This window comes from Parahaliea mediterranea (genome assembly GCF_017255185.1).
GTDB lineage: Bacteria > Pseudomonadota > Gammaproteobacteria > Pseudomonadales > Halieaceae > JAFKCZ01.
The window spans coordinates 116,670-141,721 of the sequence record NZ_JAFKCZ010000002.1; the positions used below are offsets into that span (position 1 = coordinate 116,670).

Genomic DNA, 25,052 nt, shown 5'->3' on the forward strand with positions numbered 1-25,052 from the left:
TACGCACGCGCGGCGGCATCTTCGCAAGCCCACCAACCGCGGCGCCAACCCCGGGGCACCGGTAGTGGCAATCCACCGGGAGAGCCATTATGCTTCGCTGCATCTGTACCACTTCATCGCGCCCCCGGGGCCACTGATATCACCCATGACCTACTGCCTGGCCATCGCCCTCGATGAGGGGCTGGTATTCTGCTCGGACTCCCGGACCAACGCTGGCCCGGACCGGGTCAGCACCTATAGCAAAATGCACCGTTTTTCAGTGCCCTACGACCGCTCCCTGGTGCTGCTCAGCGCGGGCAACCTGGCCACCAGCCAGGCGGTGGTGGCGCAGATCCAGCGCGACCTGGAGGGGGACGACAAGGGCAGGTTCAATCTGCTCAAGGCCAAGTACGTGTCGGAAGTGGCCGAATACGTGGGCGAGCTCAGCGTGCGCGAGCAGGCCAAGTACTCCGGCGACAACGCCCCCGGAGCCGGTTTCAACGCCGGCGCCACCTTCATCTTGGGCGGGCAGGTCAAGGGCCAGCCCCAGGAGTTGTACCTGGTCTACCCCGAGGGCAATCACATTACCGCCTCGGAACAGCACCCCTACCTGCAGATCGGCGAAACCAAGTACGGCAAGCCGATCCTCGACCGGATCATTCGCCCCGACACCCCCGCCGAAACCGCCATGCGCTGCGCCCTGGTATCCATGGACTCGACCGTCCGCTCCAACGCCACCGTGGGGCCGCCCATCGAGTGCCTGTTTTACCGGGCCGACAGCCTGCAGCCCCAGTCCCGCTACTTCAAACTCGAGGAGCACCACCCCTACCTGGCGCGGCTGCGCAAGGCCTGGGACGACAATATCCGCCAGGCCTTCGACAATCTGCCGACGCTGAGCGAGGTATTCGACGCGGAAGCCGGGCGCCACTGATCAGGGGGCGATATAGGTAAGATTCTGGCGGACGCGATCGCGCTCCGACGCCGGCAGCTCGCCGCTGTCCAGCAGTTGCCGCCAGAGCCGCCCCGCCCGCTCGGCGCGACCCGAATAAAACGCCGCCAGGGCGAGTTCGTCGCTGGCCCGCCAACGATAAACGGTGGCATCGACAAACAGGCGGTCCCCGGGCATCGGGATGTCACTGGCCGCGCGGGCAAACAGGTAGGCCAGCTCCCAATCCTGGCGGCCGCGCAGGTAGGTGGCCAGGGCCGTCAGCGCTTCGGCGCGCCGTGGCCGGCAGGCGTGGGCCGCGAGGTAGGCATCAATCACCGTCTCGCGCGGCGCCTGCAGGTGCTCGCTCAAGATGGCCACCTGGAAGCGGCTGTACCACACCTCCTCGTCCCAGCCGCCCATGTCGGCGCGCTGCCGGTAATACCGCAAGGCCAACTCGGGCTTGCCGGCGTCGCGATAGCTCTGGGCGAGGTAGAACGCGTAGCGGGCGTTGTCCGGCTCGCGCGCCAGCGCCTCGCGCAGGACCGCCGCATCCTTGTCGAACTTGGCGGGGTCGCGGGAGCGCGCCCCGTCCGGGGTGACCCGGATGCGAAAACCGGGCAGGCGCGGCTGCGCCACCGGCGCGTCCGCCTCCAGGTATTCGTGCAGTACACCCACCCAGCGCCAGGGCAGCGCCGTGGACACCAGGGCAACACGGTCGTAGCGCAGCGCCCCAAAGCAGGTTTCGAGGGAATAGGCCTCCGCGGCGAGCGCGGGCCGCGCCGGGCCGGCGTCGACCTCCAGTTGCTCGTCGGCATCGATGAACAGCAGGTAATCCGCCTTGTCCCGGGCCCGGCGCAGGGCGTCGTTGCGATTGTGGCCAAAATCCCGCCAGGGACTGCGGTGCAGCTCGCCGGGCACGCCCGCCAGCGCGCGCTCGATCCGCGCCGGGGTGTCGTCCACGGAGCCGGTGTCGACAATGACCCAGTAGTCGATATGCGCCCGCACCGAGGCGAGGCAGCGCTCGATCACCGCCGCCTCGTCGCGCACGATCATGTTCAGGCAAACCGTTGGTTGCAAGGCCGCCCCCCTCTACCCAAAGAACACGTTTATACCACTATGCCACGCAGATTGCGTCAGCGGCGGTAACGCAATGATTAAGGATTTACCTGCTTCTGTAGCACCTATCCCGGCGCGGCAGGGAAGCAACAGGACGCGCTTCAAATTGAATGCGGAAAATAAAGCCTTACGGAGTTGGAGTTGGACGCTAGGCCTGCCGCAGGGCGCACACCGCACGGTCGACGAATACCAATTTCTCCTCAACCCGCGAATTGATCACGAAGGGATAGGCATCCCCGCGACCAACACTGCGATTCAACTCGTTCAGGACGAGGCTGAGATCCTGCCAGGCATCAATGCGGCCACGGATATCCAGCTCGGCCGGAGCGCTGGCAATCACACCGTGCGCGGCGGCGGTCTCCAGGGCGTCATAGATGTGCAGGTAATGCCCCCAACTCTCCGCCCAGTCCTCCGCCGGGTGGGCACTGGCGTAGGCGCTGATATGGTGCTCACGCCAGTCGGGACGCGGCCCACGTTCGTAATAGCCTTGTAACGCGGCGCCGTAATCCGCGGACTCGTCGCCGAACAGATCGGCAAAGTCACGACGCAGGACGAGGTCCGGCTTGAGGCGCGCCCAGTAATAGTGACCGGATTCGTGCCGCAGGTGGCCCAGCACGGTGCGGTAGCCCTCATTGAGTTTTTCCCGCGCCTCGACCCGGGCCACAGTATCCGCCTCAAGCGTATTGATCGTGATCACGCCTCCGAGGTAGCCGATACTGACAAAAGTCTCGGCGAACTCGAGCCGGCTGCGGCCATCTTCGATAAAGTCGAACAACAGCCCGTTTTTCGGGTCGCGCCAACCGTCCACCAGCGGCAACCCCAGCCGGATCAGAGTGTAGAGCAGGCGCTTTTTGGCTTCCTCCAGCACCCGCCAGCGCCGCTGGTTGTCGGGCAGCGACTGGTTGGGCACGGTGCGATTGAACTGACAGCCAAAACACCGGCTGTGGTCGCTGTCGGCGGGTAGCAACCAATTGCACACATCAAAACGCAGGGCGTTGTCACAGAAACGCAAGCGCTGCCCATCGGGTGTTTCGCAAAGCGCCCCTCCCAGCGACCGAACGGAACGCATTTCCATACTGTCCACGTCGAAGCCCAGAAGGCTGCCGCAGTGCACGCACTGCTCACTGTCGAAGAAGACCTGGCTGCCGCACTGGCAATACAGACGCTTCACAGGGATTCCGGCTGGAACCAGGCCCGACTGATCGCCTGGTGCAGGCGATTGAGCAGCGACTGGAAGTCATCGATGTAACGGTGAACTTGTTCCGGGTTCATTGCCTCGGCATTGAACCGACCCAGCTTGCGGCGCGCGCTATCCAGCTGGCGCAAGGCTTCAGTGTTGTTGGCCAGGGGTTTCAGGGCCTCGCGAATACCGCGCAGGCAAAATGCCACTGAGCGCGGCTGCAGCGGGTCCTTCAGCACGAACTCCGCAATCGCCCCCCCCTCCAGCAGCGGGCCCACCACCCGGCGATAGGCCCCCAGCGCCGACAGCGATTGCAGCATGCAGCTCCACAGCAGTGGGTCGATGGCGGCGAAGCGCTCGTCCCGCTCCATGATCTCCATCACTCCGACGTCGACCACCCGGGTGGTCATATCGCAACGTTCCAGCAAGTGTCCGATGGTGCTGAAACGATGGGCGTGGTCGCGACTCAGGGTGGTGAGCAGCATACCGTTGATCATCTGGCAGCGGCCCACGACTTCATCCAGGAAGGCCTGGCGGTTGCGCCGCCCGACGGATTTTTCCGCGAGCTCCCGGGAATACAGGTGCAGCTCGTTGACCTTCTCCCAGGTTTCCTCGGGCAGTACGTCACGGGTGGTGCGCACGTTTTCCCGGGCGTAGCGGATCGAGCAGGCCACGCTGCCGTGGTTGTCCATATCCGCCAGCAAAAACTTGACCACGTTCTGTTCGTTGGGCACGCGGAAGCGGCTGTAGAACTGCGGCTCGGCGTCGAGGATGCGCAGCAGCACATCCCAACCCAATTCCGAACCCCGCGGGATATCCATGATCAGCATGTGGTAGGAGGCCACCAGCCTGGCGGTGTCCTCAGCGCGCTCCAGGTAGCGCGCCATCCAGTAGAGGCGATCCGCCACACGGGACAGCATGGTCATGCCTTGCCCTCCACGATCCAGGTGTCCTTGCTGCCACCCCCCTGAGAGGAATTGACCACCAGCGACCCCTTGACCAGCGCCACCCGGGTCAGCCCGCCGGGCGTCACCCAGCTCTCGCGGCCCTGCAGAATGAAGGGGCGCAAATCCAGGTGCCGCGGCTCGATGGCGCCGTCGCAGTAGGTGGGGGCGGTGGACAGGGAGAGGGTGGGCTGGGCGATATAATTGCGCGGATTTTTCGCGATGAGCCCGGCAAATTTCTTGCGTACCGCCTTGCTGGCATGGGGGCCCACCATGATGCCGTAGCCGCCCGACTCGTTGGCCGGCTTGACCACCAGCTTGTCGAGATTGTCCAGCACGTACTCGCGGTCCTTCTCGCGCATGCACAGGTAGGTGGGCACGCTGTCCACCAGGGGCTTTTCCTTCAGGTAGTAGCGGATCATCTCCGGCACGTAGGCGTACACCACCTTGTCGTCGGCCACCCCGCTGCCCGGGGCGTTGGCGATGGCGACCTTGCCGGCCTTCCAGGCCCGCATCAGGCCCGGCACGCCGAGCACCGAGTCCTCGCGGAACACCTCCGGGTCCATGAAGTCCTCGTCGATACGGCGGTAAATCACATCCACCCGCACCGGGCCGTCCACGGTGCGCATATACACGCACTCGTCCGGCCCCACCATCAGGTCCGGCCCCTCCACCAGCTCGGCGCCCATGCCCTGGGCCAGGAAGGCGTGCTCGAAGTAGGCGGAGTTGTAGATGCCCGGCGTCAACACCACGATACAGGGGCGCTTGCGCTCCCGGGGCGAGAGGGAGGCCAGGGTGCGGTACAACCGCGAGGGATAGTCGTCCACCGGTAAAATGCTGTAGTTCTCGAACAGCTCGGGCAGTACGCGCTTGGTGATCTCGCGGTTTTCCACCATGTACGACACCCCGGAGGGCACCCGCAGGTTGTCCTCCAGCACGTAGAACCTGCCGTCGTTGTCGCGCACCAGGTCGGAACCGCAAATGTGCGCCCACACCCCGTAGCGCGGCGACATGCCCCGGCACTGGGGCTTGTAGTTGCCCGACTCCAGCACGATTTCCGCCGGCACCACGCCGTCCGCCAGGATACGCTGCCGGTTGTAGATGTCGTCGATAAAGCGATTGAGTGCGCGGCTGCGCTGGATCAGGCCGCGACTCACCTGCTGCCACTGCCTGGCGGAGATGACCCGCGGGATGATATCGAAGGGCCAGGCGCGATCGATGTTGCCGCCCTCGGTATACACGGTAAACGAGATGCCCATCTCGCGGATGGCCAGCTCCGCCGCTTCTCGCCGGGAAGCCATGTCTTCCGGTGACAGACCCTGCAGCAGGCCCACCGCGCCCCGGGCCGCGACACGCGGCGCGCCGCGCTCGGTAATGAGCTCGTCGTAAAAACCACCGGGATCGTAGGATGACCAGTTGTTGTTCATCGCGCCCGCCTTTCCCATCTGGGACACCCCGACAGTGAACCGCCGACAATGCCCGCGCTGCTTGGATACCTTCGAGAGTAACGAATAAGGCCCCGCGCCGCCAGTGGTTCACCTCGACCGACATGCGGTCTACACTCTCCTGCATGCGATAACATAACGATGGAGCCCCGCATGCCGCTGACCCAGGATTCTCCCGGCGCCGCCGATACCCGCACCCACTACCGTGCCTGTCACCTCTGCGAGGCCATCTGCGGCCTGTTGATCGAAACCCGGGGCGAGGAGGTGGTCAGCATCAAGGGCGACCCGCAAGACCCCCTGAGTCGCGGGCATATCTGCCCCAAGGCCATCGCCCTCAAGGACATCCACGAGGACCCGGATCGCCTGCGCGGGCCGGTAAAGAAGGTCGCGGACGCGAAGGGCGGCAGCCACTGGCAGGAAATCACCTGGCAGGAGGCCCTGGATACCACCGCCGAGAAGTTACTGGAAACGGTCGATGAACACGGCGTCAACGCCCTCGGCATCTACATGGGCAACCCCACCGTGCACAACTACGGGATGATGACCCACCAGGGCCAGCTGTTTCGCTATTTCCGCACCGACAATCGTTTTTCCGCCACCTCGGTGGACCAGCTGCCCCACCACCTGGCGGCGCTGTGGCTGTTCGGGCACAAACTGATGTTCCCGATCCCGGACATCGATCGCAGCGATTATTTCCTGATGCTGGGCGCCAACCCGGTGGCCTCCAACGGCAGCATCTGGACCGTGCCCGACATCCGCCGCCGGATCAAGGACTTCAAGGCCCGCGGGGGCCGGCTGGTGGTGATCGATCCGCGGCGCACCGAGACCGCGGCGCTGGCCAGCGAGCACCACTTCATTGCGCCGGGGACCGACGCCCTGTTGTTGGCGGCACTGCTGCATACGCTGTTCGCGGAGGGCCTGGTGGACCCCGGCCCGCTGGCGCCCTTCACCACCGGGCTGGACGCGGTGGCGGAGGCGATGGCGCCCTTTACCCCCGACTTCGCCGCGACGCACACCGGTATCGACGCCGACACCATCCGCCAGATGGCGCGCAACTTCGCGGATGCGAAAGCCGCTATCTGCTACGGCCGCATGGGCGTCTCGACCCAGGCCTACGGCGCCCTCAGCCAGTGGCTTATCCAGTTGCTGAACATCGCCACTGGCAATCTGGACAAACCCGGCGGCTCCCTGTTCACCCTGCCGGCGGTGGACCAGGTGGCGACCACCGGCCCGGGCGGCTTCGGCCGCCACCACAGCCGGGTGCGGGGGCTACCGGAATTTGACCGGGAACTGCCCGCCTCCACCCTGGCCGAGGAGATCACCACCGAAGGGGAAGGGCAAATTCGCGCCCTGTTCACCGGCGCGGGCAATCCGGTGCTGTCCACACCCAACGGCCGGCAGCTGGACGCGGCGCTGGCGCAACTGGATTTCATGGTGTCGCTGGACCCCTACATCAACGAAACCACCCGCCACGCCGACATCATCCTGCCGCCGACCTCGCCCCTGGAACATGACCACTACGACCTCGCCTTCCACGTCAACGCAATGCGCAATACCACGCGGTTCAGCGAGGCCGTGTTCGACAAGCCCGACGGAGCGCTGCACGACTGGGAAATTTTCCAGGCACTGGCCGAGCGGGTTGCGACCGCGCGGGGACAGGAAACGCCTCCGGCGGTGCCGCCGGCGCAGATGATTGATTTCGCCCTGCAGGCGGGGCCCTACGGCAACGCCAGCGAGCACGCCCTGGACCTACAGCAGCTGCGGGCCCAACCCTCGGGAATCGACCTGGGCGAGCTGCAACCACAGCTGCCCGCGCGCCTGCGCACGGCGGACCAGCGGATTCACTGCGCCACCCCGGAACCACTGGCCGACCTCGCCCGCCTGCTGCGGGACTTCGACACCGACCGCGACAAGGAACTGCGCCTGATCGGGCGGCGCCACCTGCGCTCCAACAACTCCTGGATGCACAACTACCATCGCCTGGTGAAAGGGCCGGACCGCTGTACCCTGTTGATGCACCCCCGCGACATGGACAGCCGCCGGCTGGCGGACGGCATGGAAGTCGAGTTGCGCTCGCGCGCGGGCGCGGTGCGGGTCCAGGTGGAACGCAGCGAGGACATCATGCCCGGGGTGGTGAGCCTGCCCCACGGCTTCGGCCACCACCGCGACGGCGTGCGCCTGGGCACCGCCCGCGAGCACGCCGGCATCAGTTGCAACGATGTCACCGACGAGCTGGCCCTGGATGCGCTATCGGGTAATGCCGCGGTCAACGGCGTGCCGGTCACTGTGGCCGCACCCTGATGCCGTCCGGCACGCAACCGCGCGCCGGAGGACTTTGTGCTGTCGCCGGAGTTCGCTAAACTCGGGGCAACATAAACGGGGGCACTTACATGGACATTTCCACCATCGTATTCTGGCTGGTTCTGCTGGGACTGGTGATCTACGTCGTCGCCATCTACAACAAGCTGGTAACCCTGAAGAACCGCTACCTGAACGCCTTTGCCCAGATCGAGGTGCAGCTGAAGCGGCGCTACGACCTGATCCCCAACCTGGTGGAAACCGCCAAGGGCTACCTGGGCCACGAGCGCGAAACCCTGGAAGCCGTCACCACCGCGCGCAACGACGCCGCCGCCATCCTCAAGGCGGTGAGCGACAGCAATGTCGACGGCGGGGCGATGCGCAAACTGGCCAGCGCGGAAAACGCCCTGCAGGGCGCGCTGGGCAAACTCAACGTGACCATGGAAGCCTACCCCGACCTGAAGGCCAGCGAGAACATGCAGCAGCTCACCGAGGAGCTGACCAACACCGAAAACCGCGTGTCCTTTGCCCGCCAGGGTTACAACGACGCGGTGATGGCCTACAACACCTATCGCCAGACCTTCCCGCCGGTGTTCTTCGCCGCCCGCTTCGGTCACCCGCGGAACGCCGAACTGCTGGAGTTCGACGACACGGTCCAGATCCAGGCGGCACCGAAAGTCTCCTTCTAGGGATTGGGGACAGTCCCGCGGCGCGCGCCGCGGGTCGACGGTAGCCCGGCATGGATTTTTTCCAGGAACAGGACATCGCCCGGCGCAACGCGCGCCTGCTGGTGGTGCTGTTTCTGCTGGCGGTACTGCTGCTGATCGTACTGGCCAACGCCGCGATCGCGGGCTACCTCTGGTTCAGCCAGGACTACAACATCTACGCCGGCAGTCGCGAGGGCCTGCGCGGCTTTCTCGCCCACTTCAGCTGGGAGCGCTTTGGTTTTATCGGCCTCGCGGTCACCGCCACCATTGCCCTGGTGGTGACGCTGAAGTGGATGCAGCTGTCGGCGGGGGGCAAGGTGGTGGCGGAGTCCATGGGTGGCCGCCGCATCCTGCCGCAAACCGACGACCGCTTCGAGCGGCGCTGCCTCAATGTGGTCGAGGAAATGGCCCTGGCGGCCAACATGCCGGTACCCGCGGTCTACGCCCTCGACAACGAGCGGGGCATCAACGCCTTCGCCGCCGGGTCGACGCCCGCGGATGCCGTGGTAGCCGTGACCCGGGGCACTCTTGACCATCTCACGCGCCACGAACTGCAGGGCGTGATCGCCCATGAGTTCAGCCATATCCTCAACGGCGACATGCGCCTGAACATCCGCCTGGCGGCGATGCTCAAGGGCATCACCTTCGTCGGCGACGTGGGTCACTTCCTGCTACGCAGCTCCGGCCACGCCCGCACCGGCCTCGGCAACCGCCGCTCCAACAAGGGCGCGGCCCTGCCCGTGCTGGGCCTGGCGCTGTGGATCCTGGGCTGGCTGGGCGAGATGGCGGCGGGCTTCATCAAGGCGGCCATCAGCCGCCAGAAGGAATACCTGGCGGACGCCAGCGCGGTGCAATTCACCCGCGACCCCACCGGCATCCGCGACGCCCTGCGGGTCATCGGCGGTTATCTTCCCGGCACCCTGGTGCATGCCGCCCGCGCCTCGGAGATGTCGCATATATTCTTTGGCCAGATCGAGCACCGCCTGTGGCAGGTGTTCGCCACCCATCCGCCACTGGCGCAACGCATCCGCAAGCTGGACCCGGCCTGGGACGGACAGTATATCGAGCGCAAGGTGCGCCACTACGGCGAACGTCCCGGCCGCCCGGGCGAGGGACAGGTGGGCGTCGGCCGCGCGGCACTGGTAACCGCGGCGATCGCCGCCGCGCACGCAGACGGCGACGAAGCGGCGGCAAGTGATGCCGGATTCGGCCCCGACTCCGGGCAATGGGAGGCCGCCATTGCCACCCACTACGCGTTGCCACGCGCCTTTATCGATCACAGCCACGACCCGGTGGGCGCCCAGGCCCTGGCCCTGGCGCTGCTGGCCAGCGCGGATGACGCGGTGCGCCAGCGGCAGCTGGGGATTATCGGGGAAACCGGGGTCCGCGGCCTCGAGGAGCTGGTGACCACGCTCACACCCGGCATGCAGACCCTCGGTCCGCAGCAGCGATTGCCGCTGATCGAACTGTGCCTGCCGGCGCTGAAAACGATGTCGCCGCGCCAGTACCGGGTGTTCAAGGACACGCTGCTGGCGACGATCCAGGCGGACCGGCGCACCGAGTTGTTCGAATGGTGCCTGTTCCAGCTGCTGCGCCACTACCTGGACCCGGAGTACTACCGGGTCAAGCCCAGCCGCCCGCGCTACCGCAAGCTGGCCCGGGTGCGTTTCCACCTGGGGGTGGTGCTGTGGGTGCTCGCCCGCGAGTCCGGCGGCGATCCCGGGGCGGCCTTTGCCCTCGCGGTCCGGGAGCTCGGCCTGCCAAAGCTGCAACCGCCGCGCCCGGAGCAGTGCGGGGTGGCCGCTTTCAGCAAGGCGGTGCACGAACTCGCCGATTGCTACCCCCTGCTCAAGCCCAAGGTGCTCAAGGCCATGACCCTGGTGGCCGGGGCGGACGGCGAGCTGAGTGCCGCCGAACGCGAGATCGTCCACGCGGTGGCGGCGGTGATGGACTGCCCCCTGGCCCCGGAAGCGGACTGGCCACTGGCCACACCGCCACCGGCCCAAAACACCCGGGCAAACCCCTCCGCCGGCAATTCACCATAAGCGGCCAGAACACCGCCGGGCGCTGGCGACCCGGCCGGGAGCTGCTAAGGTGAACACAGGCCCGGCGCCCAGGGACGGGCGCCGGCCGCAACCCGCTGCAATGAACCGAACAAGGACGTTTGGCCATGGAACTCAATACCGCTATTGGCGCGCGGGGTAGCCGTGTCTCCCCACCGCCGGATAAACCACCCTATTTCGCCCTGTCACGTACCACCGACCGCGTCTTGCAGATTCTCCTGCGCGGCGATCTCGCCCGTCTGCGGGCGGAATCGGTGGCGGATCAGCTGGGCATGAGCGGCACCACCCTCAGGCGCCGCCTGCGGGCGGACCACACCAACTACCAGTTCCTGCTGGACCGCGCGCGGCAGTACCGCTGTGAGCAGAAGCTGCGGTCGGCGTGGCTGCCGGGCAAGTGCCTGGCGGACGAACTCGGCTACCTCGAGGTGAACAGCTTCTACCGCGCCTTTCGGCGCTGGACCGGGATCAGCTACAGCGAGTACAAGCTGCGGCGCGAATACGGCGGCACGGCGCTACGGCACTGACCATTCAAGTGATGAGGGTGAGCCCCCGGTAGCTGCCGACCATCACCCGGTTGCGGCCCTCGTCCTTGCCCTGGTAAAGGGCGCGGTCCGCCCGGTCAATGCAACTGTCCAGGCTCTCGCCCTTGCGAAACGCCGACACCCCGAAGGTCATGGTGACCTGCAGGCGCCCGCCCTCGCACTGGAACATGTTCTCCTCGACCAGTACCCGCAATTTTTCCGCCAGCACCGCGGCGCCGTCACCGTCGGTTTCCGGAAGCAGGAGAATGAATTCCTCTCCGCCCCAGCGCGCCACCCGATCGACATCGCGCACGCTGTCCCGCAACTTGGCGGCCACCCGGGCCAACACATGATCACCACAGGCATGGCCGTGGCGGTCGTTGATCGATTTGAAATGATCGATGTCGGCGAGCACCACGCAAAAAGAACGACCGCTGCGAAAGACCCGCTGTATTTCCGCCTCGCCCGCCTCGGTGAAACCCCGCCGGTTGTACAGGCCGGTGAGTGGATCGATGCGCGCGGCCTCGGACAGCTGGCGGTTGGCCTCGCTCAATTCCGCCGTGCGCTCGGTCACCTCCTCCTCGAGGCGGTTGATCATCGCGGTAAAACGGTTTCCCAGCGACACCGCCATCGACAGCAAAAAGGCCAGGAAACCCCAGGGAATCATTCGCGTGGCGCCCAAGCGAAACTGGTCGGACAGAATGTCGTGCAGACAGGCGACGATGAAAATCGTACCGCCGATAAAGATGGTGCGCGCCTCGTCGTGTCCGTCGCGCGCCTTGCGCACGATCAACCAGCTGGTGAGGCCGAGCGCCGGCAGGGTCCAGACCTGCCAGGGGCCGAGCGTCAGCACGTGAATATCCAGGCCCGGTATCAACACGCACACGAGCGCCATCGCGACAAAGGTAAACTGGTACAGGCGCAAGCAGCGACCCACCGGCGCGTCGAGCAGGGACCAGACGGTCTGCAGGGCCAGCGCCGGCACCACATAGACCACGCCGAACTCGATTTTTTTAAACGTCAGGAACTCCCAGCCCAGGTAGTAGCGCCAGCCATTGAGCACCAGGCTGTAAATCCCGATGGCCAGGGCGGTGAGGCCGAACCACAGGAAGCCCTCCAGGTGGCGATTGCGGGAGTACAGGTACAGGTGGTAGGCACCGAATACCAGATAGATAAAGCCGATCAACAGGCCCGGCATCTCGGCGATCACGCGCGCGATTAGCAGGTTCTCGAAACGCCCCAGGCGAACATCGCCACGGTAGGGCCCGGCACCCCAGCGCGTCGTCAGGGTCTCGCTACCGCCCCAGACCCTCAGGGCCAGTACCAACTCACCGTCGGCGGAGATGGCGGACACGGGAATGTCGAGGATGCGTTGCCGGCCGTAGTCGATGGCGGGCTTCGCCGCCGGCGGCAGCACGCCTACCCCGCCCACCCGCTCGCCGCCGGCGTAGAGCTCGTAGGCGCTGAGCACGGTCCCCAGCTGCAGCCCGAGGTGGCCGAGCTGTTCCCGCTGGGCACCGTCCGCCAGCGCCAGGGAAATACGCAGGCGGTACCAGCCGAAACCCGCCTCGGGGCCGGCGTCCGGCCCGGGGTACCAGCGGTGGGGCAACCGCACCTGCTGCCAGCCGCTGTCATCGAAAGCGGGGTCGGCCCAAAGCCGTTCGTCGCCGGCGCGAAACTTCCAACCGTCTCGCAACGTCAGCCCATCGAGCACCTGCTGGACGGTGACCACGGCGGGCGGCGACGGGGTCGCGGAATCACGGGCGGTAGACAACCCTGGCCAGGCGGCCAGCAGGGCGACAATGAGCAACAGGCAGCAAGGGCGGGCCGCCAGACTCGCGCCCCGGCTCCCGCTGCCGGGGAAGTTTGGATGCATGGGGCCTATTATAGGCCCCGGACTAGCACCTGCCGCATCGCCGCGGCGAAACTTTGACCGGGTTCACAGGTAACCGCGCGCCCGGTACACAGCCAGTCCGACGATCTCGTGAATGGCGTAGGTGGTGCGCTGCAGGGCGCTGAGCGAGGGCAACAACGGCGGCAGCAGGCTATCGTGGGTCAGGCGCTGGTAATCGGTGGCCGCGGGGATGACCTCGACACCCTGAGCCGCGAACACCGCGCTGGCGCGGGGCATATGGAAGGCTGACGTCACCAGCAACACCCGGCGGACACCCCGCTGCGCCAGCAGTTGCGCAACATAGTAGCCGTTCTCGTAGGTGTTGCGGCTGTGGCCCTCCAGCAGCATGGCGCGCTCGGGCACGCCCATCACCTGGAGAATATCGGCCAGCTCCCGGGCTTCGGTACGCGCATGGCCGGCGCTGCCGCCGCTCAACAGCACCAGCGGCGCTTTCCCCAGATGGTAGAGTTGAGCCGCGAACACCAGGCGATCGGCCTGGGCATTGAGGTCGGCGCCCTGCTCCGCCGAGGTATCGCCGCGGGTACTGCCACCGAGTACCACCAGGGCCGGCGCAGCGGGCAGGGCGCGGGCTTCCAGCGGCGGGTAGTCCGCCTCCAGGCGGCCCATCAGGTAATCGGCGGTGATCGGCGTGGCGCAGAAATAGAGCCAGCACAAAGCTACGGCCACCGCGGTGCCGGCGGTGCGCCGCCACCCCAGGAAGAGGGCGAGCAGCGCCAGGGCCATGAGCAGCATCGACTGCTGCAAGGGGAACAACAGCAGCGACAGCCATTTGGTTAGTTCAAAGGAAATCGGCACCTCCCTCGCTCAGTTCCCGGAATCTATAGGGTGTGCCTGTGTGCAATGGCACCTACTTAACCGTTGTAGGGCCGAATTTATTCGGCCATTGATGCCGTGAGCACCGATTTTGATCGAATAAATTCGACCCTACAGAGGGCAACATACCCTGTTTTTGACTTAAGTAAGTACCATTCTCCTAGGCGGCGTCACCGCTGCCGAAGGGGTGGCGCAGCACGATGGTCTCCACCCGGTCCGGCCCGGTGGAGATGATGTCGATCGGCGCCCCCACCACTTCCTCGATCTTGTGGATATAGTCCAGTGCGGCCTGCGGCAGCTCCGACAGGGATTTGGCGCCCAGGGTGGACTCCTTCCAGCCGGGCACCACCTCGTACACCGGCACCAGGCCGGCGTAATCGTCGGAGTCGACAGGGTTGGGCACCGGGTTGCCATCCTCGTCGGCGTAGCCGACGCAAATCTGGATGCTCTCCAGCCCGTCCAACACGTCCAGCTTGGTCAGGCACAGGCCGGACACCGAGTTGATGTTGACCGCGTTGCGCAGGGCCACCGCGTCGAACCAGCCACAGCGACGGGGCCGGCCGGTGGTGGCACCGAACTCGTGGCCCTTTTCCGCCAGGTGGGTCCCGGTGGCGTCGAACAGCTCGGTGGGAAAGGGGCCGGAACCCACACGGGTGGTGTAGGCCTTGGTGATGCCCAGTACGTAGTCCAGGTACAGGGGGCCAAAACCGGAACCGGTGGCGGTACCGCCGGCGGTGGTATTGGAACTGGTGACAAAGGGATAGGTCCCGTGATCGATATCGAGCAGCGAGCCCTGGGCGCCCTCGAACAGGATCTTGGCGTTGGTCTGCCGGCACTGGTGCAGGATGGCGGTGACATCGGCCATCATCGGCAGCAGCTGCTCGCCCATGGCCAGGGTGTCGGCCAGCACCTGGTCCACGTCCAGCGGCTCCACCTGGTAGTAGTGCTGTAGCTGGAAGTTGTGGTACTCCATGACCTCGCGCAGCTTGCGCGTAAAGCGGCCCTCGTCCTGCAAATCGCCCAGGCGCAGGCCGCGGCGCGCGGCCTTGTCCTCGTAGGCGGGGCCGATCCCGCGGCCGGTGGTGCCAATCTTGTCCTCGCCGCGGCGCGCCTCCCGGGCCTGGTCCAGGGCCACGTGGTAGGGCAGGATCAGCGGACAGGCCGGGGAGATACGCAGGCGCTCGCGCACCGGCACGCCCTTGGCTTCCAGCTCGGCGATCTCCTTGAGCAGCGCGTCGGGGGCCAGCACCACGCCGTTGCCGATGAGGCACTGGACATGCTCCCGCAGAATGCCGGAGGGAATCAGGTGCAACACCGTTTTCTCGCCGTCGATGACCAGGGTGTGGCCGGCGTTGTGACCGCCCTGGAAGCGCACCACGGTGCTGGCCTGGTCGGTCAGCAGATCGACAATCTTGCCCTTGCCCTCGTCACCCCACTGGGTGCCCAGGACCACTACGTTCTTGCTCATGCGGAATCAACTCGTTGTTCAGGTATTGAGGGGCTGCACGACCCAGTCGCCGTCCCGCTCCACCAGCTGGCGGTCACAGCGCGGGTCGGGAGCGGCGGACAGGCAGTTGATCACCACCTCCCCCGCCGCCCGCAGCGCGTCGACCCGGTCCTGCAGGGCCGGGTCATCGATATCGGGCATACTGATGGCGCCGCGCCCGGTCTCCTCGGCGGGCAACAGCGCCATCAGCGCCTTCAAATCGGTGGCGAAACCGGTGGCCGGGCGCGCCCGGCCAAAGACCCCGCCCACATCATTGTAGCGCCCGCCGTTGGCCAGCGCCTGGCCGTGGCCGGGCACATAGGCGGCGAACACGATACCGGTGTGGTAGTGGTAGCCGCGCAACTCGGCCAGGTCGAAGTAGATTGCCACCCCGGGCCGCTGCCGGCGAATATCCGTCGCCACGTCCTGCAGGGCGTCGATGGCGGCCAGGGCGTCGGGGGCGCGCTCGGCGAACAGCTCCCGGGCCGCGCTCAGCACGCTGTCGTCGCCATTCAGGTCCACCAGGCTGACGATCAGCTCCCGGGCGCGCGGGTCGGCATCCGCCAGGGCCTGCTCCAGGTCGGGCAGGGACTTGCGCTGCAGGGCGTCGAACACGGTCTGTTCCTGCTCGTCGTCGAGCCCCGCGGCGGCCAGCACCGCGCCGTAGACCCCCACGTGCCCGAGATCCAGGGTAATGTGGTCGAGCCCGGCGGTTTCCAGGGTGGCCAGCATCAGGCGGATGATCTCCACGTCCGCCGCCAGGCTGCTGTCGCCGTAGAGTTCGGCCCCCAGCTGGATCGGTGAACGCGAGCCGGCGGGCGTCTTGGGCCGGGTGTGCAGGGTGGAGCCGGCGTAGCACAGGCGGGTGACGCCGGACTGGCCCAGGCTGTGGGCGTCGATTCGCGCCACCTGCGGGGTGATATCCGCGCGCACCCCCAGGGTGCGGCCGCTCAGCTGGTCGGTCATCTTGAAAGTGAGCAGGTCCAGGTCGGCGCCGAGGCCGATCAGCAGGGACTCGGTGAATTCCACCAGTGGCGGAATCACCAGCTGGTAGCCCCAACTGCGGTACATATCCAGCAATTGCCTGCGCAGGCGCTCGGCCACCGCGGCCTGCGCCGGAAGTACTTCCTCGACCCCGTCGGGGAGTTGCCAGCGATCGACGCTTGTCATCCGTTCACCCAATGCAGCAACAACAGCCCCAGCAGCATGCTGCCGAGACCAATTCTTCGAATCACGCCGTCCTCCATCTGCCCCACCAGCGCCAGCATCTCGCGCCAGCGACGGGGGCTGACAAAAGGCAGCATGCCCTCGATGATCAACACCAGTGCCAGGGCCACCGGAAGTACCTGCCAGAAATCCACAATCGACTCCCCCGCCGGGCCGCGGCGATGGCGGTGCACAAAAAAACCGTGAGTCCAGAGTTTGCGCAGCAAACGCCGAATCCCACGGTTGCGGAATTCTACCACAGACGCCGGGGATGGCACCTGTGATTATTTGGGCTCTCCCGGGGCGCTGAAAAGCCCCCTACTTGCCGCCGTCGGGCCCCTTGAGGTAGCGGAAGAAGTCACTGTCCGGCTGCAGCAAGAGGATATCGCCCTTGTCGCCGAAGGCGTCCTGGTAGGCCTTGAGGCTGCGGGTGAAGGAGTAGAACTCCGGATCCTGGCCGAAGGCGCTGGCGTAAATGGCGGTGGCCCGGGCATCGCCCTCACCGCGGATCTGCTGGGCGTCGCGGTAGGCGTTGGCCTCGATCACGGTCACCTCGCGGTCGGCGGCGGCGCGAATCCCCTCGGCCAGCTCCTGGCCCTGGGAGCGGTGCTCCCGCGCCTCTTTCTCGCGCTCGGCGTTCATGCGCCGGTACACCGAGTCGGACACATCCGGCGGCAGGTCGATCTGCTTGACCCGCACGTCGACCACCTCGACACCCAGCTCCGTCAGGGCGACTTTGTTCAGCTGGGTTGCGATGTCCTCCATCAGCTGGTCACGCTCCCCGGACACCACTTCCTGGATGGTGCGCACGGCCACCTGGTTGCGCAGGCCGTCGTTGATGCGCTGGGACAACAGCCCCATGGCCCGGGACTCGTCGCCGTTGGTGGCGGTGTAGAACTTGGAAGTATCCGCCACCTTGAACTTGGCGTAGGAGTCCACGATCAGCGCCTTCTTCTCCTGGGTGAAGAAGCGCTCCGGCTGGGAATCCACGGTGAGTACCCGGCCGTCGAACTTGCGCACGTTGTTGACAAAGGGGATCTTGAAGTGCAGCCCGGGCTGGATATTCGGGTTGACCACTTCACCGAACTTCAGCATTACCGCGCGCTCGGTCTCCTTGATCACGAACAGGGAGTTGCTCGCCAGGAACAACAACAGCACCGCGGCGAGAATAAACGTCATATTGCGACCCGACATATCAGCGTCCTCCCCTGCGTGTACCGGAGTTGGCCTGATCGATATTCAGCTGGTCGGCAACGCGGTTGGCCAGCTCGCGCAGCTCGTTACTGTCCAGCGGCGAACGGCCCCGGCCGCCACTGGCGGAGCGCTCGGCCAACTTGTCCAATGGCAGGTACATCACGTTATTGCCGCCCTCGACATCGACCATCACCTTGCTGCTATTGGCGTAGACACCTTGCACCGCCTCGAGGTAGAGACGTTCGCGGGTCACCTTCGGCGCCTTGCGATACTCGGTCAACAGTTTCTCGAAACGGTCGGCCTCACCCTCGGCGTTGGCGATGACCTGCTCCTTGTAGGCGCTGGCCTCCTCGATCTCGCGCTGGGCGCGACCGCGGGCCTCGGGTACGATGCCATTGGCGTAGGACTGGGCCTCGTTCTTCAGGCGCTCCTCGTCCTCGCGGGCCTTGATCACGTCGTCGAAGGCCGCCTGCACCTGGCTCGGCGGCTTGGATTCATCGACGTTGACCTTGGACACGCGGATACCCGTCTGGTAATTGTCCAGGTAGGTCTGCAGGCGGGTCCTGACGTCGGCGGCGATCTGCGCGCGGCCCTCGGTCAGCACCAGATCCATGCGGGTGTCACCCACCACGTGGCGGATGGCGCTCTGGGCCGCGTGCTGCAGGGAGTTCTCCGGCGAGCGAACTTCCAGCACGAACTTGGTGGGGTCGTCGATCACGTACTGCACCGACATGCGCACCTCGACGATGTTCTCGTCCTTGGTCAGCATGATCTCGCGGAAGCTGACCGCGCGCACCCGCGTGGTATTGACCTTGATCACCTCGTCGATCAGCGGCGGGTTCCACTGCAGGCCGGGCTGGACCGTGGAGTGATACTCACCAAAGCGCAGCACCACCGCCCGCTCCTGCTGGTCGATCTGGTAAAAGCCCATCAGGGCCCACACCAGCACCGCACCGGTGAGCAGCACCAAAATCAGCGATCCGGAAATACCGGCGCCGCTACCGCGACCACCGCCAGAGCCACCGCGGCCACCGAACAGGCCACCCAGTTTTTCCTGCACTTTTTTCAGCGCCTCGTCCAGATCAGGAGGCCCCTGATCGCCGCCGCCCCAGGGGTCCTTGGGCTTGTTGTTGCCGCCACCCGGTTCATTCCAGGCCATACGTCGCTCCTAGCAATAAAGTCGGGGCAGTTTAACATCATTCCGCCCCATGGTCAGAGAATCCGCGCGCCCGCGGGTCATGCCGCGAACGCTTAAAACAGGGGGGCCGGCCCCTTCTTCATCAAGCGATTCCAGTCGGCCCGGGGCAGCCTCACCTGGAGGTGGGCCCGGCCGTCGTCGCCATAGTCCTCGGACTGCACCGCGCCCAGCCGGTACAGCGCGGCCCGCAGGCCGCCCTGGTCGGGCGCCAGCTGCAATTTCTCTTCCACCATGTCCTCGCCCACCAGTTCGGCGACGGCCTGCAACAGCAGGTCGCAGCCCTCGCCACTGACGGCGCTGAGCCACACCCGCTCGGGCTTGCCGTTCTCATCGCGATCAATACGCGGCGGCTGCTGCAACAGATCGAGCTTGTTGTAGACCTGCAACTGGGGGATGTCGCGGGCGCCGATGTCCTCCAGCACTTCCGCCACCTGGTGGATGTTGTCCTCGCGCTCGCCGGAGGCGGCGTCGATCACGTGCAACAGCAGGTCGGCGCTGCGGGTTTCCTCCAGCGTGGCCTTGAAGGCCTCCACCAGGTTGTGCGGCAAGTGGGCAATGAAACCCACGGTATCCGCCAGCACCACGGGGCCCACCTGCTCCAGCTCCAGCCGGCGCAGGGTCGGGTCCAGGGTGGCAAAGAGTTGGTCGGCGGCGTACACCGTGGCGTCGGTGAGACGATTGAACAGGGTCGACTTGCCGGCGTTGGTGTAACCCACCAACGACACGGTGGGCACCTCGGCCCGCCGCCGCGAACGGCGCCCCTGATCGCGCTGTCGCTGTACACGGGCCAGGCGGGCGGTGATCGACTTGATTCGCGCGCGCAGCAGGCGGCGGTCGGTCTCGAGCTGGGTTTCCCCCGGGCCCCGCAGGCCGATACCGCCCTTCTGGCGCTCGAGGTGGGTCCAGCCCCGAACCAGCCGGGTGCTCATGTGTTGCAACTGGGCCAGCTCCACCTGCAGCTTGCCCTCGTGGGTGCGGGCGCGCTGGGCGAAGATATCGAGGATCAGGCCGGTGCGGTCCAGCACCCGGCACTTGAGCTCGCGCTCGAGGTTGCGCTCCTGGCTGGGGCTGAGGGCGTGATTGAACATCACCACCTCGGCATCGGCGGCCCTTACCTCGGCGCCGATTTCCTCCAGCTTGCCCTTGCCGACGAAGGTGCGCGGGTGCGGTGCATCACGCTGCCCCATAATGAAGGCGGCGGGATCGCCACCGGCGGACAGCACCAGCTCCTCGAATTCACGCGGGTCTTCGCGTTCCGCCTCGCTCGCCAGGTTGAGATGAACGAGCACGGCGCGCTCGCCCGACTCGGGTCGCTCAAAGAACAAAGGCACCTCGGAACACTACGGCGGGGCCGCCCTCGAGGAGGCCTCCCGCGCAAGAGAAGGGACCGCGGCGAACACGGGGCGCGCCGCGGTGTGGGGTCTTAGCTGCTGCCACCATCTTCCTCTGGCGGGTTCTGCATCGGCAGACGCACCACGCGGGACGGTACAACAGTGGAAATGGCGTGCTTGTACACCATCTGGCTGACGGTGTTTTTCAGCAACACCACGAATTGGTCGAAGGATTCGATCTGGCCCTGCAGCTTGATGCCGTTTACCAGGTAGATCGAAACCGGGACGCGTTCCTTACGCAGAATATTCAGGTAAGGGTCTTGTAGAGTGTGCCCTTTTGACATAGCAGCTCTCTCCTCGGCCGGCTCAACACGAGCCAAAAAATGAATAAATGACCTCTTGATAAACCCGGCGGTATTGCTGGTTGCCCCCCGCCGGGAAGACATCGGGCCTTCCTCGGGTCCTACACGGCATAGTATAGATCACTCCGGCAAATCTAACTGGGGGCGGGCCCGATATAATTCAAGGCCCGCTGGAGCAAATCATCCATGCAGGTATCCACCGCCGAATGTGACCGCGCCCCGGGCAGAACGTTCCCCGCGGCGCCGGTTTCCAGCCAGTCGAGCCCGGGCCACTTGCGCAGCCAGGTGAGCTGGCGCTTGGCCAGCTGCCGGGTCGCGGCAACGCCCCGCTGTACCGCCTCCTCCAGGCTGCATTCGCCGTCCAGGTAGTGCCACAGCTGCCGGTAGCCCACCGCGCGGATCGCCGGCAGCCCGGCGTGCAATCCGGGCCGCCCGTGCAGGGCGCGCACTTCCTCCAGGAAGCCCGCCGCCATCATCTGCTCAAAACGCCGCTCGATACGCCGATGCAACACGGCGCGGTCCCGGGGGCAGATGGCCAGCTGGCGCAGGGTATAGCGCGACGCCGCCGGTTCCACGTCCTGGCGGCGCTGCCACTCGGAGATCGGCACGCCGCTGGCGCGGTAGACTTCCAGCGCCCGGGCCAGGCGCTGGGAATGATTGGGATGGATGCGCGCCGCCGCGTCCGGGTCGACCCGCTCGAGCTCGGCGTGCAGCGCCGGCCAGCCGCGCGCGGCGGCCTCGACCTCGATCGCCTGTCGCAGCGCCGGCTCCGCCGCCGGCATCTCCGCCAGGCCTTCGAGGAAGGCGCGGAAGTAGAGCATGGTGCCCCCCACCAGCAGCGGGGTGCGACCGCGCTCGAGGATATCCGCCACCACCCGTCGCGCATCGACGGCAAAATCCGCCGCGGAATAGGGGTCATCGGGCTCGCGAATATCCACCAGGTGGTGGGGGTAGTCGGGCTTGGCACTGCCGATGTCGAGCCCCCGGTATACCAGGGCGGAGTCGACGCTGACCAGCTCGCAATTCAGCACCCCCGCCAGGTCGATCGCGAGGTCGGTCTTGCCCGAGGCGGTGGGTCCCATCAGGCAGATAAGCAGGGGTTTGGCGGCCATCGCTATACTCGCCGCCTCAGCGACCGCGCAGGAACAGCTTGTCGAGTTCGTCGAGCCGCAACTGGGTCCAGGTGGGACGGCCGTGATTGCACTGGCCCGAACGCTCGGTGGCCTCCATGTCCCGCAGCAGGGCGTTCATCTCCGGCACCGTGAGACGCCGGTTGGCGCGCACCGAACCGTGGCAGGCCATGGTCGACAGGATTTCATCCATGTGGGCCTCGATGCGGTCGGAGCTACCGTATTCGATCAGGTCCGAGAGCACGTCGCGCAGCAGTTGCTCCACATTGGAGTCCCGCAGGGCCACGGGAATCTGGCGGATCATCAGGCTCTCTTCCCCGGCCACGTCCACCGCCAGGCCAAGCCGGGCGAACAGCGCCTCGTGCTCCGCCGCCATCGCCACCTCGCGCTGGCTCACCGCTATCGGCTGGGGCACCAGCAGCGGCTGGCTGCGAATGCCCTCGGCGTCGCGAGCCAGCTTGAGACGCTCGTAGGTGATGCGCTCATGGGCGGCGTGCATGTCCACCAACACCAGGCCCTGGGCGTTCTCAGCCAGGATATAGATGCCCTTGAGCTGGGCCAGGGCGTAGCCCAGGGGCGGGACTTCCTCGTCCGCGGACGCCTCCGGCATCCCCGGCCGCGGCGGGTGCAACTGCCCGTAGGCGCGCACCTGCTCCCCGGCGTGGCCGGGAGCGGCCGACACGGGACGCTGGCCGGAGTATGCCGGCGGGGCTGCTGGCGGCAACCCATCCCCGGCCGGCGTCCCCGCGGCTGCCGCCCCCGAGGACGGCAGCCCGCCCAGCAACCCGTGCTGGGTGCGGATTTCCCCGGTGCGGGGATCCACGGTCTCGCCCTGGGCGGCCCAGCCAGCGGCCATCGCCGCCACCGGTTCGGAACCCGCCTGGGCGGGGCTGTCCTGTCCCGGGCGCACGTCCGCCAGGGCGCGGTGCAGGCTGCTGAAAATGAAGTTGTGCACGGTGCGACCGTCGCGGAAACGCACCTCGTGCTTGGTCGGGTGCACGTTGACATCGACCTGGGCCGGGTCCAGCTCCAGGTAGAGCACGAAGGCGGGATGGCGGCCGTGATACAGCACGTCCCGGTAGGCCTGCTTCACCGCGTGGGCCACCAGCTTGTCGCGAATGACCCGGCCGTTGACGAAGAAGTACTGCAAATCCGCCTGGCTGCGGGAAAACGTGGGCAGCCCCACCCAGCCCCACAGGCGCAGGGGCGCCCTGTCGTGCTCGATATGGATAGCCTGTTCCATGAACGCGGGACCGCAGATCGAGGCGACCCGGCGCCGGCGCTCGGCGTCGCTGTCGGCGGGTTTGAGGTTGTGGATGCCGCGGCCGTTGTGGCGCAGGCTGAAGCCGACGTCAAAGCGCGACAAAGCCAGGCGCTTGACCACCTCCTCCAGGTGGTTGAACTCGGTCTTCTCGGTGCGCAGGAACTTGCGCCGGGCCGGCGTATTGAAGAACAGGTCGCGCACTTCCACGGTAGTGCCGCGGGGGTGGGGCGCCGGTTTTACCGTGACCTCCATCTCGCGCCCCTCGCTCAGGGCGCTGCAGCCCTCGCTGCTGTCGTCGCGGTGATTGGAGGTGAGGGTCAGGCGGGACACCGAGCCGATACTGGCCAGGGCCTCGCCGCGAAAGCCCAGGCTGCCGACCCGCTCCAGGTCCTCCAGGGAGTGAATCTTGCTGGTGGCGTGGCGCGCCAGGGCCAGGGGCAAGTCGTCCGCCGACATGCCGGAGCCGTTGTCGCGCACCCGGATCAACTTGCTGCCGCCGGCCTCCACTTCCACATCGATGCGGGTGGCGCCGGCGTCGACCGCGTTTTCCAGCACCTCCTTGACCACGGAGGCGGGGCGCTCCACCACCTCACCGGCGGCGATCTGGTTGGCAAGCCTCGGACTGAGGCGGTGTATCTGGGACATGGAAAACTGTCAGGTTGCAGGAATTTTGAGCGTTTGCCCGATCACGATGCGCGAGTTCGACAGGCCATTGACGTTCTTGAGCTCATTCACGGAGACGTTGAAGCGCTGGGCAATATCCGACAGTGTATCACCTCTGGCGATGGTGTACTGCTGGCCGCCCTGCTGCTTCTGCCAGGCCAGCAGCGTCCCCGCGGGCGGGTGGGCGGTGAACCAGTCGCGGATGCCCGCGTGGATCGCCCGCGCCATCTGCTGCTGGTAGCTGCGGGTGGCGAGGCGCCGCGCCTCGCCGGGGTTGGAGATGAAGCCGGTCTCCACCAGGATCGAGGGGATGTCCGGCGACTTGAGCACCGCGAAGCCGGCCTGCTCCACATTGCGCTTGTGCAGGCGGGCGATGGTGTCCATGCGCGTCAACACCCGCCCACCCAGCTTGAGACTGGTGTCCAGGGTGGAGGTCATCGACAGGTCGGCCAGCACCCCCGCCAGCACGTCGTCCTTGTCGGACAGGCGCACGCCCCCCACCAGGTCGGCGGCGTTCTCGCGCTGGGCCAGGTAGCGGGCGGTGGTGCTGGTGGCGCCCTTGGTCGACAGGGCGTACACCGAGGCGCCGTTGGCCTGGGGCCGGGTAAAGGCGTCGGCGTGAATGGACACGAACAGATCCGCCTGGCGCTTGCGGGCGATGTCCCTGCGCCCCTTCAGGCTGACGTAGTAATCGCCGCTGCGGACCAGGGTGGGCCGGAATCCGCTGTCCTTCTCCAGCAGCGCGTTCAACTCCCGCGCTATCGCCAGCACCACGTCTTTCTCCCGCAGGCGGTTCGGGCCCGAGGCTCCCGGGTCCTCGCCGCCGTGACCGGCGTCGATGGCGATGACAATGTCGCGGCGCCCGCCGCTATCGACGCTTTTCTTGACGCTGGGAGCCTCTTCGGCGGTAGCCGCGCCCCGGTCGTAGAGATCCACCACCAGGCGGTCACCGGCCTGCGCATTGGCTTTCAGCGCGAAACTGCGGGGATCGACCGCCGCGCTCATATCGAACACCACCCGCAGGTCATTGCCGTCGCGGATGCCGGAGCGAATCTGGCTGATCGGGGTGTCGTCGAGCTTGAGACTGGCGAGGCTCGCCTTCAATTCGATATCGGCGATATCCACCACGATGCGGGCGGGATTGTCGAGGGCGATGAGCTTGTGCTCGACGGGAGCGCTGAGGTCGAATACCACGCGGGTGTGATCGGGGGCGCGCCACAGGCGCACGTCCTGCACCTCCACGGCCTGCGCGGAGGACGCCACCAGCCACCCCAGGACCACTCCGATCCAGCAAGCCCTGCTCATATCA

Annotated in this window: 21 protein-coding genes; 5 read left to right on the forward strand and 16 right to left on the reverse strand. The window is 66.4% G+C overall.

The annotated features are described in order from the left end of the window. Nucleotides 1-145: 145 nt before the first annotated feature. Nucleotides 146-910 carry a proteasome-type protease gene (locus tag JYP50_RS02975; RefSeq protein WP_206558986.1) on the forward strand — a complete coding sequence of 255 codons (765 nt, stop codon included), beginning with the start codon at nt 146-148 and terminating at the stop codon, nt 908-910. Here JYP50_RS02975 and JYP50_RS02980 read toward each other — a convergent pair whose 3' ends face one another. The 4 genes from JYP50_RS02980 to JYP50_RS02995 all read right to left on the reverse strand — a co-directional run bounded on the left by JYP50_RS02980 (nt 911) and on the right by JYP50_RS02995 (nt 5,574). Then, nucleotides 911-1,984 carry a tetratricopeptide repeat-containing glycosyltransferase gene (locus JYP50_RS02980; protein ID WP_206558987.1) on the reverse strand — a complete coding sequence of 358 codons (1,074 nt, stop codon included), beginning with the start codon at nt 1,982-1,984 and terminating at the stop codon, nt 911-913. Nucleotides 1,985-2,171: 187 nt separating this feature from the next. Beyond that, a complete protein-coding gene (locus JYP50_RS02985) occupies nt 2,172-3,194 on the reverse strand; it encodes a putative zinc-binding metallopeptidase (RefSeq protein ID WP_206558988.1) in 1,023 nt (340 codons plus the stop codon). Beyond that, the gene (locus tag JYP50_RS02990) at nt 3,191-4,129 is read right to left on the reverse strand and encodes an alpha-E domain-containing protein (RefSeq protein ID WP_206558989.1); all 939 of its coding nucleotides are present in this window, start codon (nt 4,127-4,129) and stop codon (nt 3,191-3,193) included. Before JYP50_RS02990 ends, JYP50_RS02985 begins: the two co-directional genes overlap by 4 nt. Beyond that, entirely contained in the window at nt 4,126-5,574 is a 1,449-nt protein-coding gene (locus JYP50_RS02995) for a circularly permuted type 2 ATP-grasp protein (protein WP_206558990.1), read from the reverse strand. The genes JYP50_RS02990 and JYP50_RS02995 overlap by 4 nt, the downstream gene beginning before the upstream one ends. 171 nt (nt 5,575-5,745) lie before the next feature. Between JYP50_RS02995 and JYP50_RS03000 the strand changes: the two genes are divergently transcribed. The 4 genes from JYP50_RS03000 to JYP50_RS03015 all read left to right on the forward strand — a co-directional run bounded on the left by JYP50_RS03000 (nt 5,746) and on the right by JYP50_RS03015 (nt 11,184). After that, nucleotides 5,746-7,893, forward strand: coding sequence for a molybdopterin-dependent oxidoreductase (locus JYP50_RS03000; RefSeq protein ID WP_206558991.1), 2,148 nt, complete (start codon nt 5,746-5,748; stop codon nt 7,891-7,893). Nucleotides 7,894-7,982: 89 nt separating this feature from the next. After that, entirely contained in the window at nt 7,983-8,579 is a 597-nt protein-coding gene (locus tag JYP50_RS03005) for a LemA family protein (protein ID WP_206558992.1), read from the forward strand. Between the two features lie 50 nt (nt 8,580-8,629). Next, nucleotides 8,630-10,642 (forward strand): M48 family metallopeptidase, encoded by a 2,013-nt coding sequence (locus tag JYP50_RS21950; RefSeq protein ID WP_206558993.1) that lies wholly within the window; start codon nt 8,630-8,632, stop codon nt 10,640-10,642. A gap of 125 nt (nt 10,643-10,767) precedes the next feature. Beyond that, nucleotides 10,768-11,184 carry a helix-turn-helix domain-containing protein gene (locus JYP50_RS03015; protein ID WP_206558994.1) on the forward strand — a complete coding sequence of 139 codons (417 nt, stop codon included), beginning with the start codon at nt 10,768-10,770 and terminating at the stop codon, nt 11,182-11,184. A 4-nt stretch (nt 11,185-11,188) separates the two neighbouring features. On the opposite strand, the gene JYP50_RS03020 is transcribed toward JYP50_RS03015, so the two are convergent. The 12 genes from JYP50_RS03020 to JYP50_RS03075 all read right to left on the reverse strand — a co-directional run bounded on the left by JYP50_RS03020 (nt 11,189) and on the right by JYP50_RS03075 (nt 25,048). Beyond that, nucleotides 11,189-13,057, reverse strand: coding sequence for a sensor domain-containing diguanylate cyclase (locus JYP50_RS03020; RefSeq protein WP_206558995.1), 1,869 nt, complete (start codon nt 13,055-13,057; stop codon nt 11,189-11,191). Between the two features lie 63 nt (nt 13,058-13,120). Further along, nucleotides 13,121-13,891, reverse strand: a complete 771-nt coding sequence (locus tag JYP50_RS03025; protein ID WP_206558996.1) for an ElyC/SanA/YdcF family protein — start codon at nt 13,889-13,891, stop codon at nt 13,121-13,123. A gap of 178 nt (nt 13,892-14,069) precedes the next feature. Then, on the reverse strand, nt 14,070-15,377 hold the full coding sequence (locus JYP50_RS03030; RefSeq protein ID WP_206558997.1) for an adenylosuccinate synthase: 1,308 nt from the start codon (nt 15,375-15,377) through the stop codon (nt 14,070-14,072). A gap of 18 nt (nt 15,378-15,395) precedes the next feature. Beyond that, nucleotides 15,396-16,565, reverse strand: coding sequence for an ATP phosphoribosyltransferase regulatory subunit (locus JYP50_RS03035; protein ID WP_206558998.1), 1,170 nt, complete (start codon nt 16,563-16,565; stop codon nt 15,396-15,398). Beyond that, a complete protein-coding gene (locus tag JYP50_RS03040; protein ID WP_241262773.1) occupies nt 16,562-16,828 on the reverse strand; it encodes a DUF2065 domain-containing protein in 267 nt (88 codons plus the stop codon). The genes JYP50_RS03035 and JYP50_RS03040 overlap by 4 nt, the downstream gene beginning before the upstream one ends. Nucleotides 16,829-16,919: 91 nt before the next feature. Beyond that, nucleotides 16,920-17,795 (reverse strand): protease modulator HflC, encoded by an 876-nt coding sequence (gene hflC / locus JYP50_RS03045; RefSeq protein ID WP_206558999.1) that lies wholly within the window; start codon nt 17,793-17,795, stop codon nt 16,920-16,922. A 1-nt stretch (nt 17,796) separates the two neighbouring features. Beyond that, nucleotides 17,797-18,954, reverse strand: a complete 1,158-nt coding sequence (gene hflK, locus JYP50_RS03050; RefSeq protein WP_206559000.1) for an FtsH protease activity modulator HflK — start codon at nt 18,952-18,954, stop codon at nt 17,797-17,799. Between the two features lie 92 nt (nt 18,955-19,046). Next, complete coding sequence (gene hflX / locus JYP50_RS03055) at nt 19,047-20,318, reverse strand: ribosome rescue GTPase HflX (protein WP_206559108.1); 1,272 nt, start codon at nt 20,316-20,318, stop codon at nt 19,047-19,049. A 98-nt stretch (nt 20,319-20,416) separates the two neighbouring features. Further along, the gene (gene hfq / locus JYP50_RS03060; RefSeq protein WP_206559109.1) at nt 20,417-20,668 is read right to left on the reverse strand and encodes an RNA chaperone Hfq; all 252 of its coding nucleotides are present in this window, start codon (nt 20,666-20,668) and stop codon (nt 20,417-20,419) included. 152 nt (nt 20,669-20,820) lie between these two features. Then, nucleotides 20,821-21,798 (reverse strand): tRNA (adenosine(37)-N6)-dimethylallyltransferase MiaA, encoded by a 978-nt coding sequence (gene miaA / locus JYP50_RS03065; RefSeq protein ID WP_206559001.1) that lies wholly within the window; start codon nt 21,796-21,798, stop codon nt 20,821-20,823. A 16-nt stretch (nt 21,799-21,814) separates the two neighbouring features. Beyond that, nucleotides 21,815-23,725 (reverse strand): DNA mismatch repair endonuclease MutL, encoded by a 1,911-nt coding sequence (gene mutL, locus JYP50_RS03070; protein ID WP_206559002.1) that lies wholly within the window; start codon nt 23,723-23,725, stop codon nt 21,815-21,817. A 9-nt stretch (nt 23,726-23,734) separates the two neighbouring features. After that, complete coding sequence (locus JYP50_RS03075) at nt 23,735-25,048, reverse strand: N-acetylmuramoyl-L-alanine amidase (RefSeq protein ID WP_206559003.1); 1,314 nt, start codon at nt 25,046-25,048, stop codon at nt 23,735-23,737. Between the last annotated feature and the right edge of the window lie 4 nt (nt 25,049-25,052).

Bases quoted from the DNA above. Each gene is read 5' to 3' on its own strand.
- JYP50_RS02975 (WP_206558986.1), top strand. From the start codon at position 146: ATGACCTACTGCCTGGCCATCGCCCTCGATGAGGGGCTGGTATTCTGC.
- JYP50_RS02990 (WP_206558989.1), bottom strand. From the start codon at position 4,129: ATGACCATGCTGTCCCGTGTGGCGGATCGCCTCTACTGGATGGCGCGC.
- JYP50_RS02995 (WP_206558990.1), bottom strand. From the start codon at position 5,574: ATGAACAACAACTGGTCATCCTACGATCCCGGTGGTTTTTACGACGAG.
- JYP50_RS03000 (WP_206558991.1), top strand. From the start codon at position 5,746: ATGCCGCTGACCCAGGATTCTCCCGGCGCCGCCGATACCCGCACCCAC.
- JYP50_RS03005 (WP_206558992.1), top strand. From the start codon at position 7,983: ATGGACATTTCCACCATCGTATTCTGGCTGGTTCTGCTGGGACTGGTG.
- JYP50_RS21950 (WP_206558993.1), top strand. From the start codon at position 8,630: ATGGATTTTTTCCAGGAACAGGACATCGCCCGGCGCAACGCGCGCCTG.
- JYP50_RS03015 (WP_206558994.1), top strand. From the start codon at position 10,768: ATGGAACTCAATACCGCTATTGGCGCGCGGGGTAGCCGTGTCTCCCCA.
- JYP50_RS03020 (WP_206558995.1), bottom strand. From the start codon at position 13,057: ATGCATCCAAACTTCCCCGGCAGCGGGAGCCGGGGCGCGAGTCTGGCG.
- JYP50_RS03030 (WP_206558997.1), bottom strand. From the start codon at position 15,377: ATGAGCAAGAACGTAGTGGTCCTGGGCACCCAGTGGGGTGACGAGGGC.
- JYP50_RS03035 (WP_206558998.1), bottom strand. From the start codon at position 16,565: ATGACAAGCGTCGATCGCTGGCAACTCCCCGACGGGGTCGAGGAAGTA.
- hflC (WP_206558999.1), bottom strand. From the start codon at position 17,795: ATGTCGGGTCGCAATATGACGTTTATTCTCGCCGCGGTGCTGTTGTTG.
- hflK (WP_206559000.1), bottom strand. From the start codon at position 18,954: ATGGCCTGGAATGAACCGGGTGGCGGCAACAACAAGCCCAAGGACCCC.
- hfq (WP_206559109.1), bottom strand. From the start codon at position 20,668: ATGTCAAAAGGGCACACTCTACAAGACCCTTACCTGAATATTCTGCGT.
- miaA (WP_206559001.1), bottom strand. From the start codon at position 21,798: ATGGCCGCCAAACCCCTGCTTATCTGCCTGATGGGACCCACCGCCTCG.
- mutL (WP_206559002.1), bottom strand. From the start codon at position 23,725: ATGTCCCAGATACACCGCCTCAGTCCGAGGCTTGCCAACCAGATCGCC.
- JYP50_RS03075 (WP_206559003.1), bottom strand. From the start codon at position 25,048: ATGAGCAGGGCTTGCTGGATCGGAGTGGTCCTGGGGTGGCTGGTGGCG.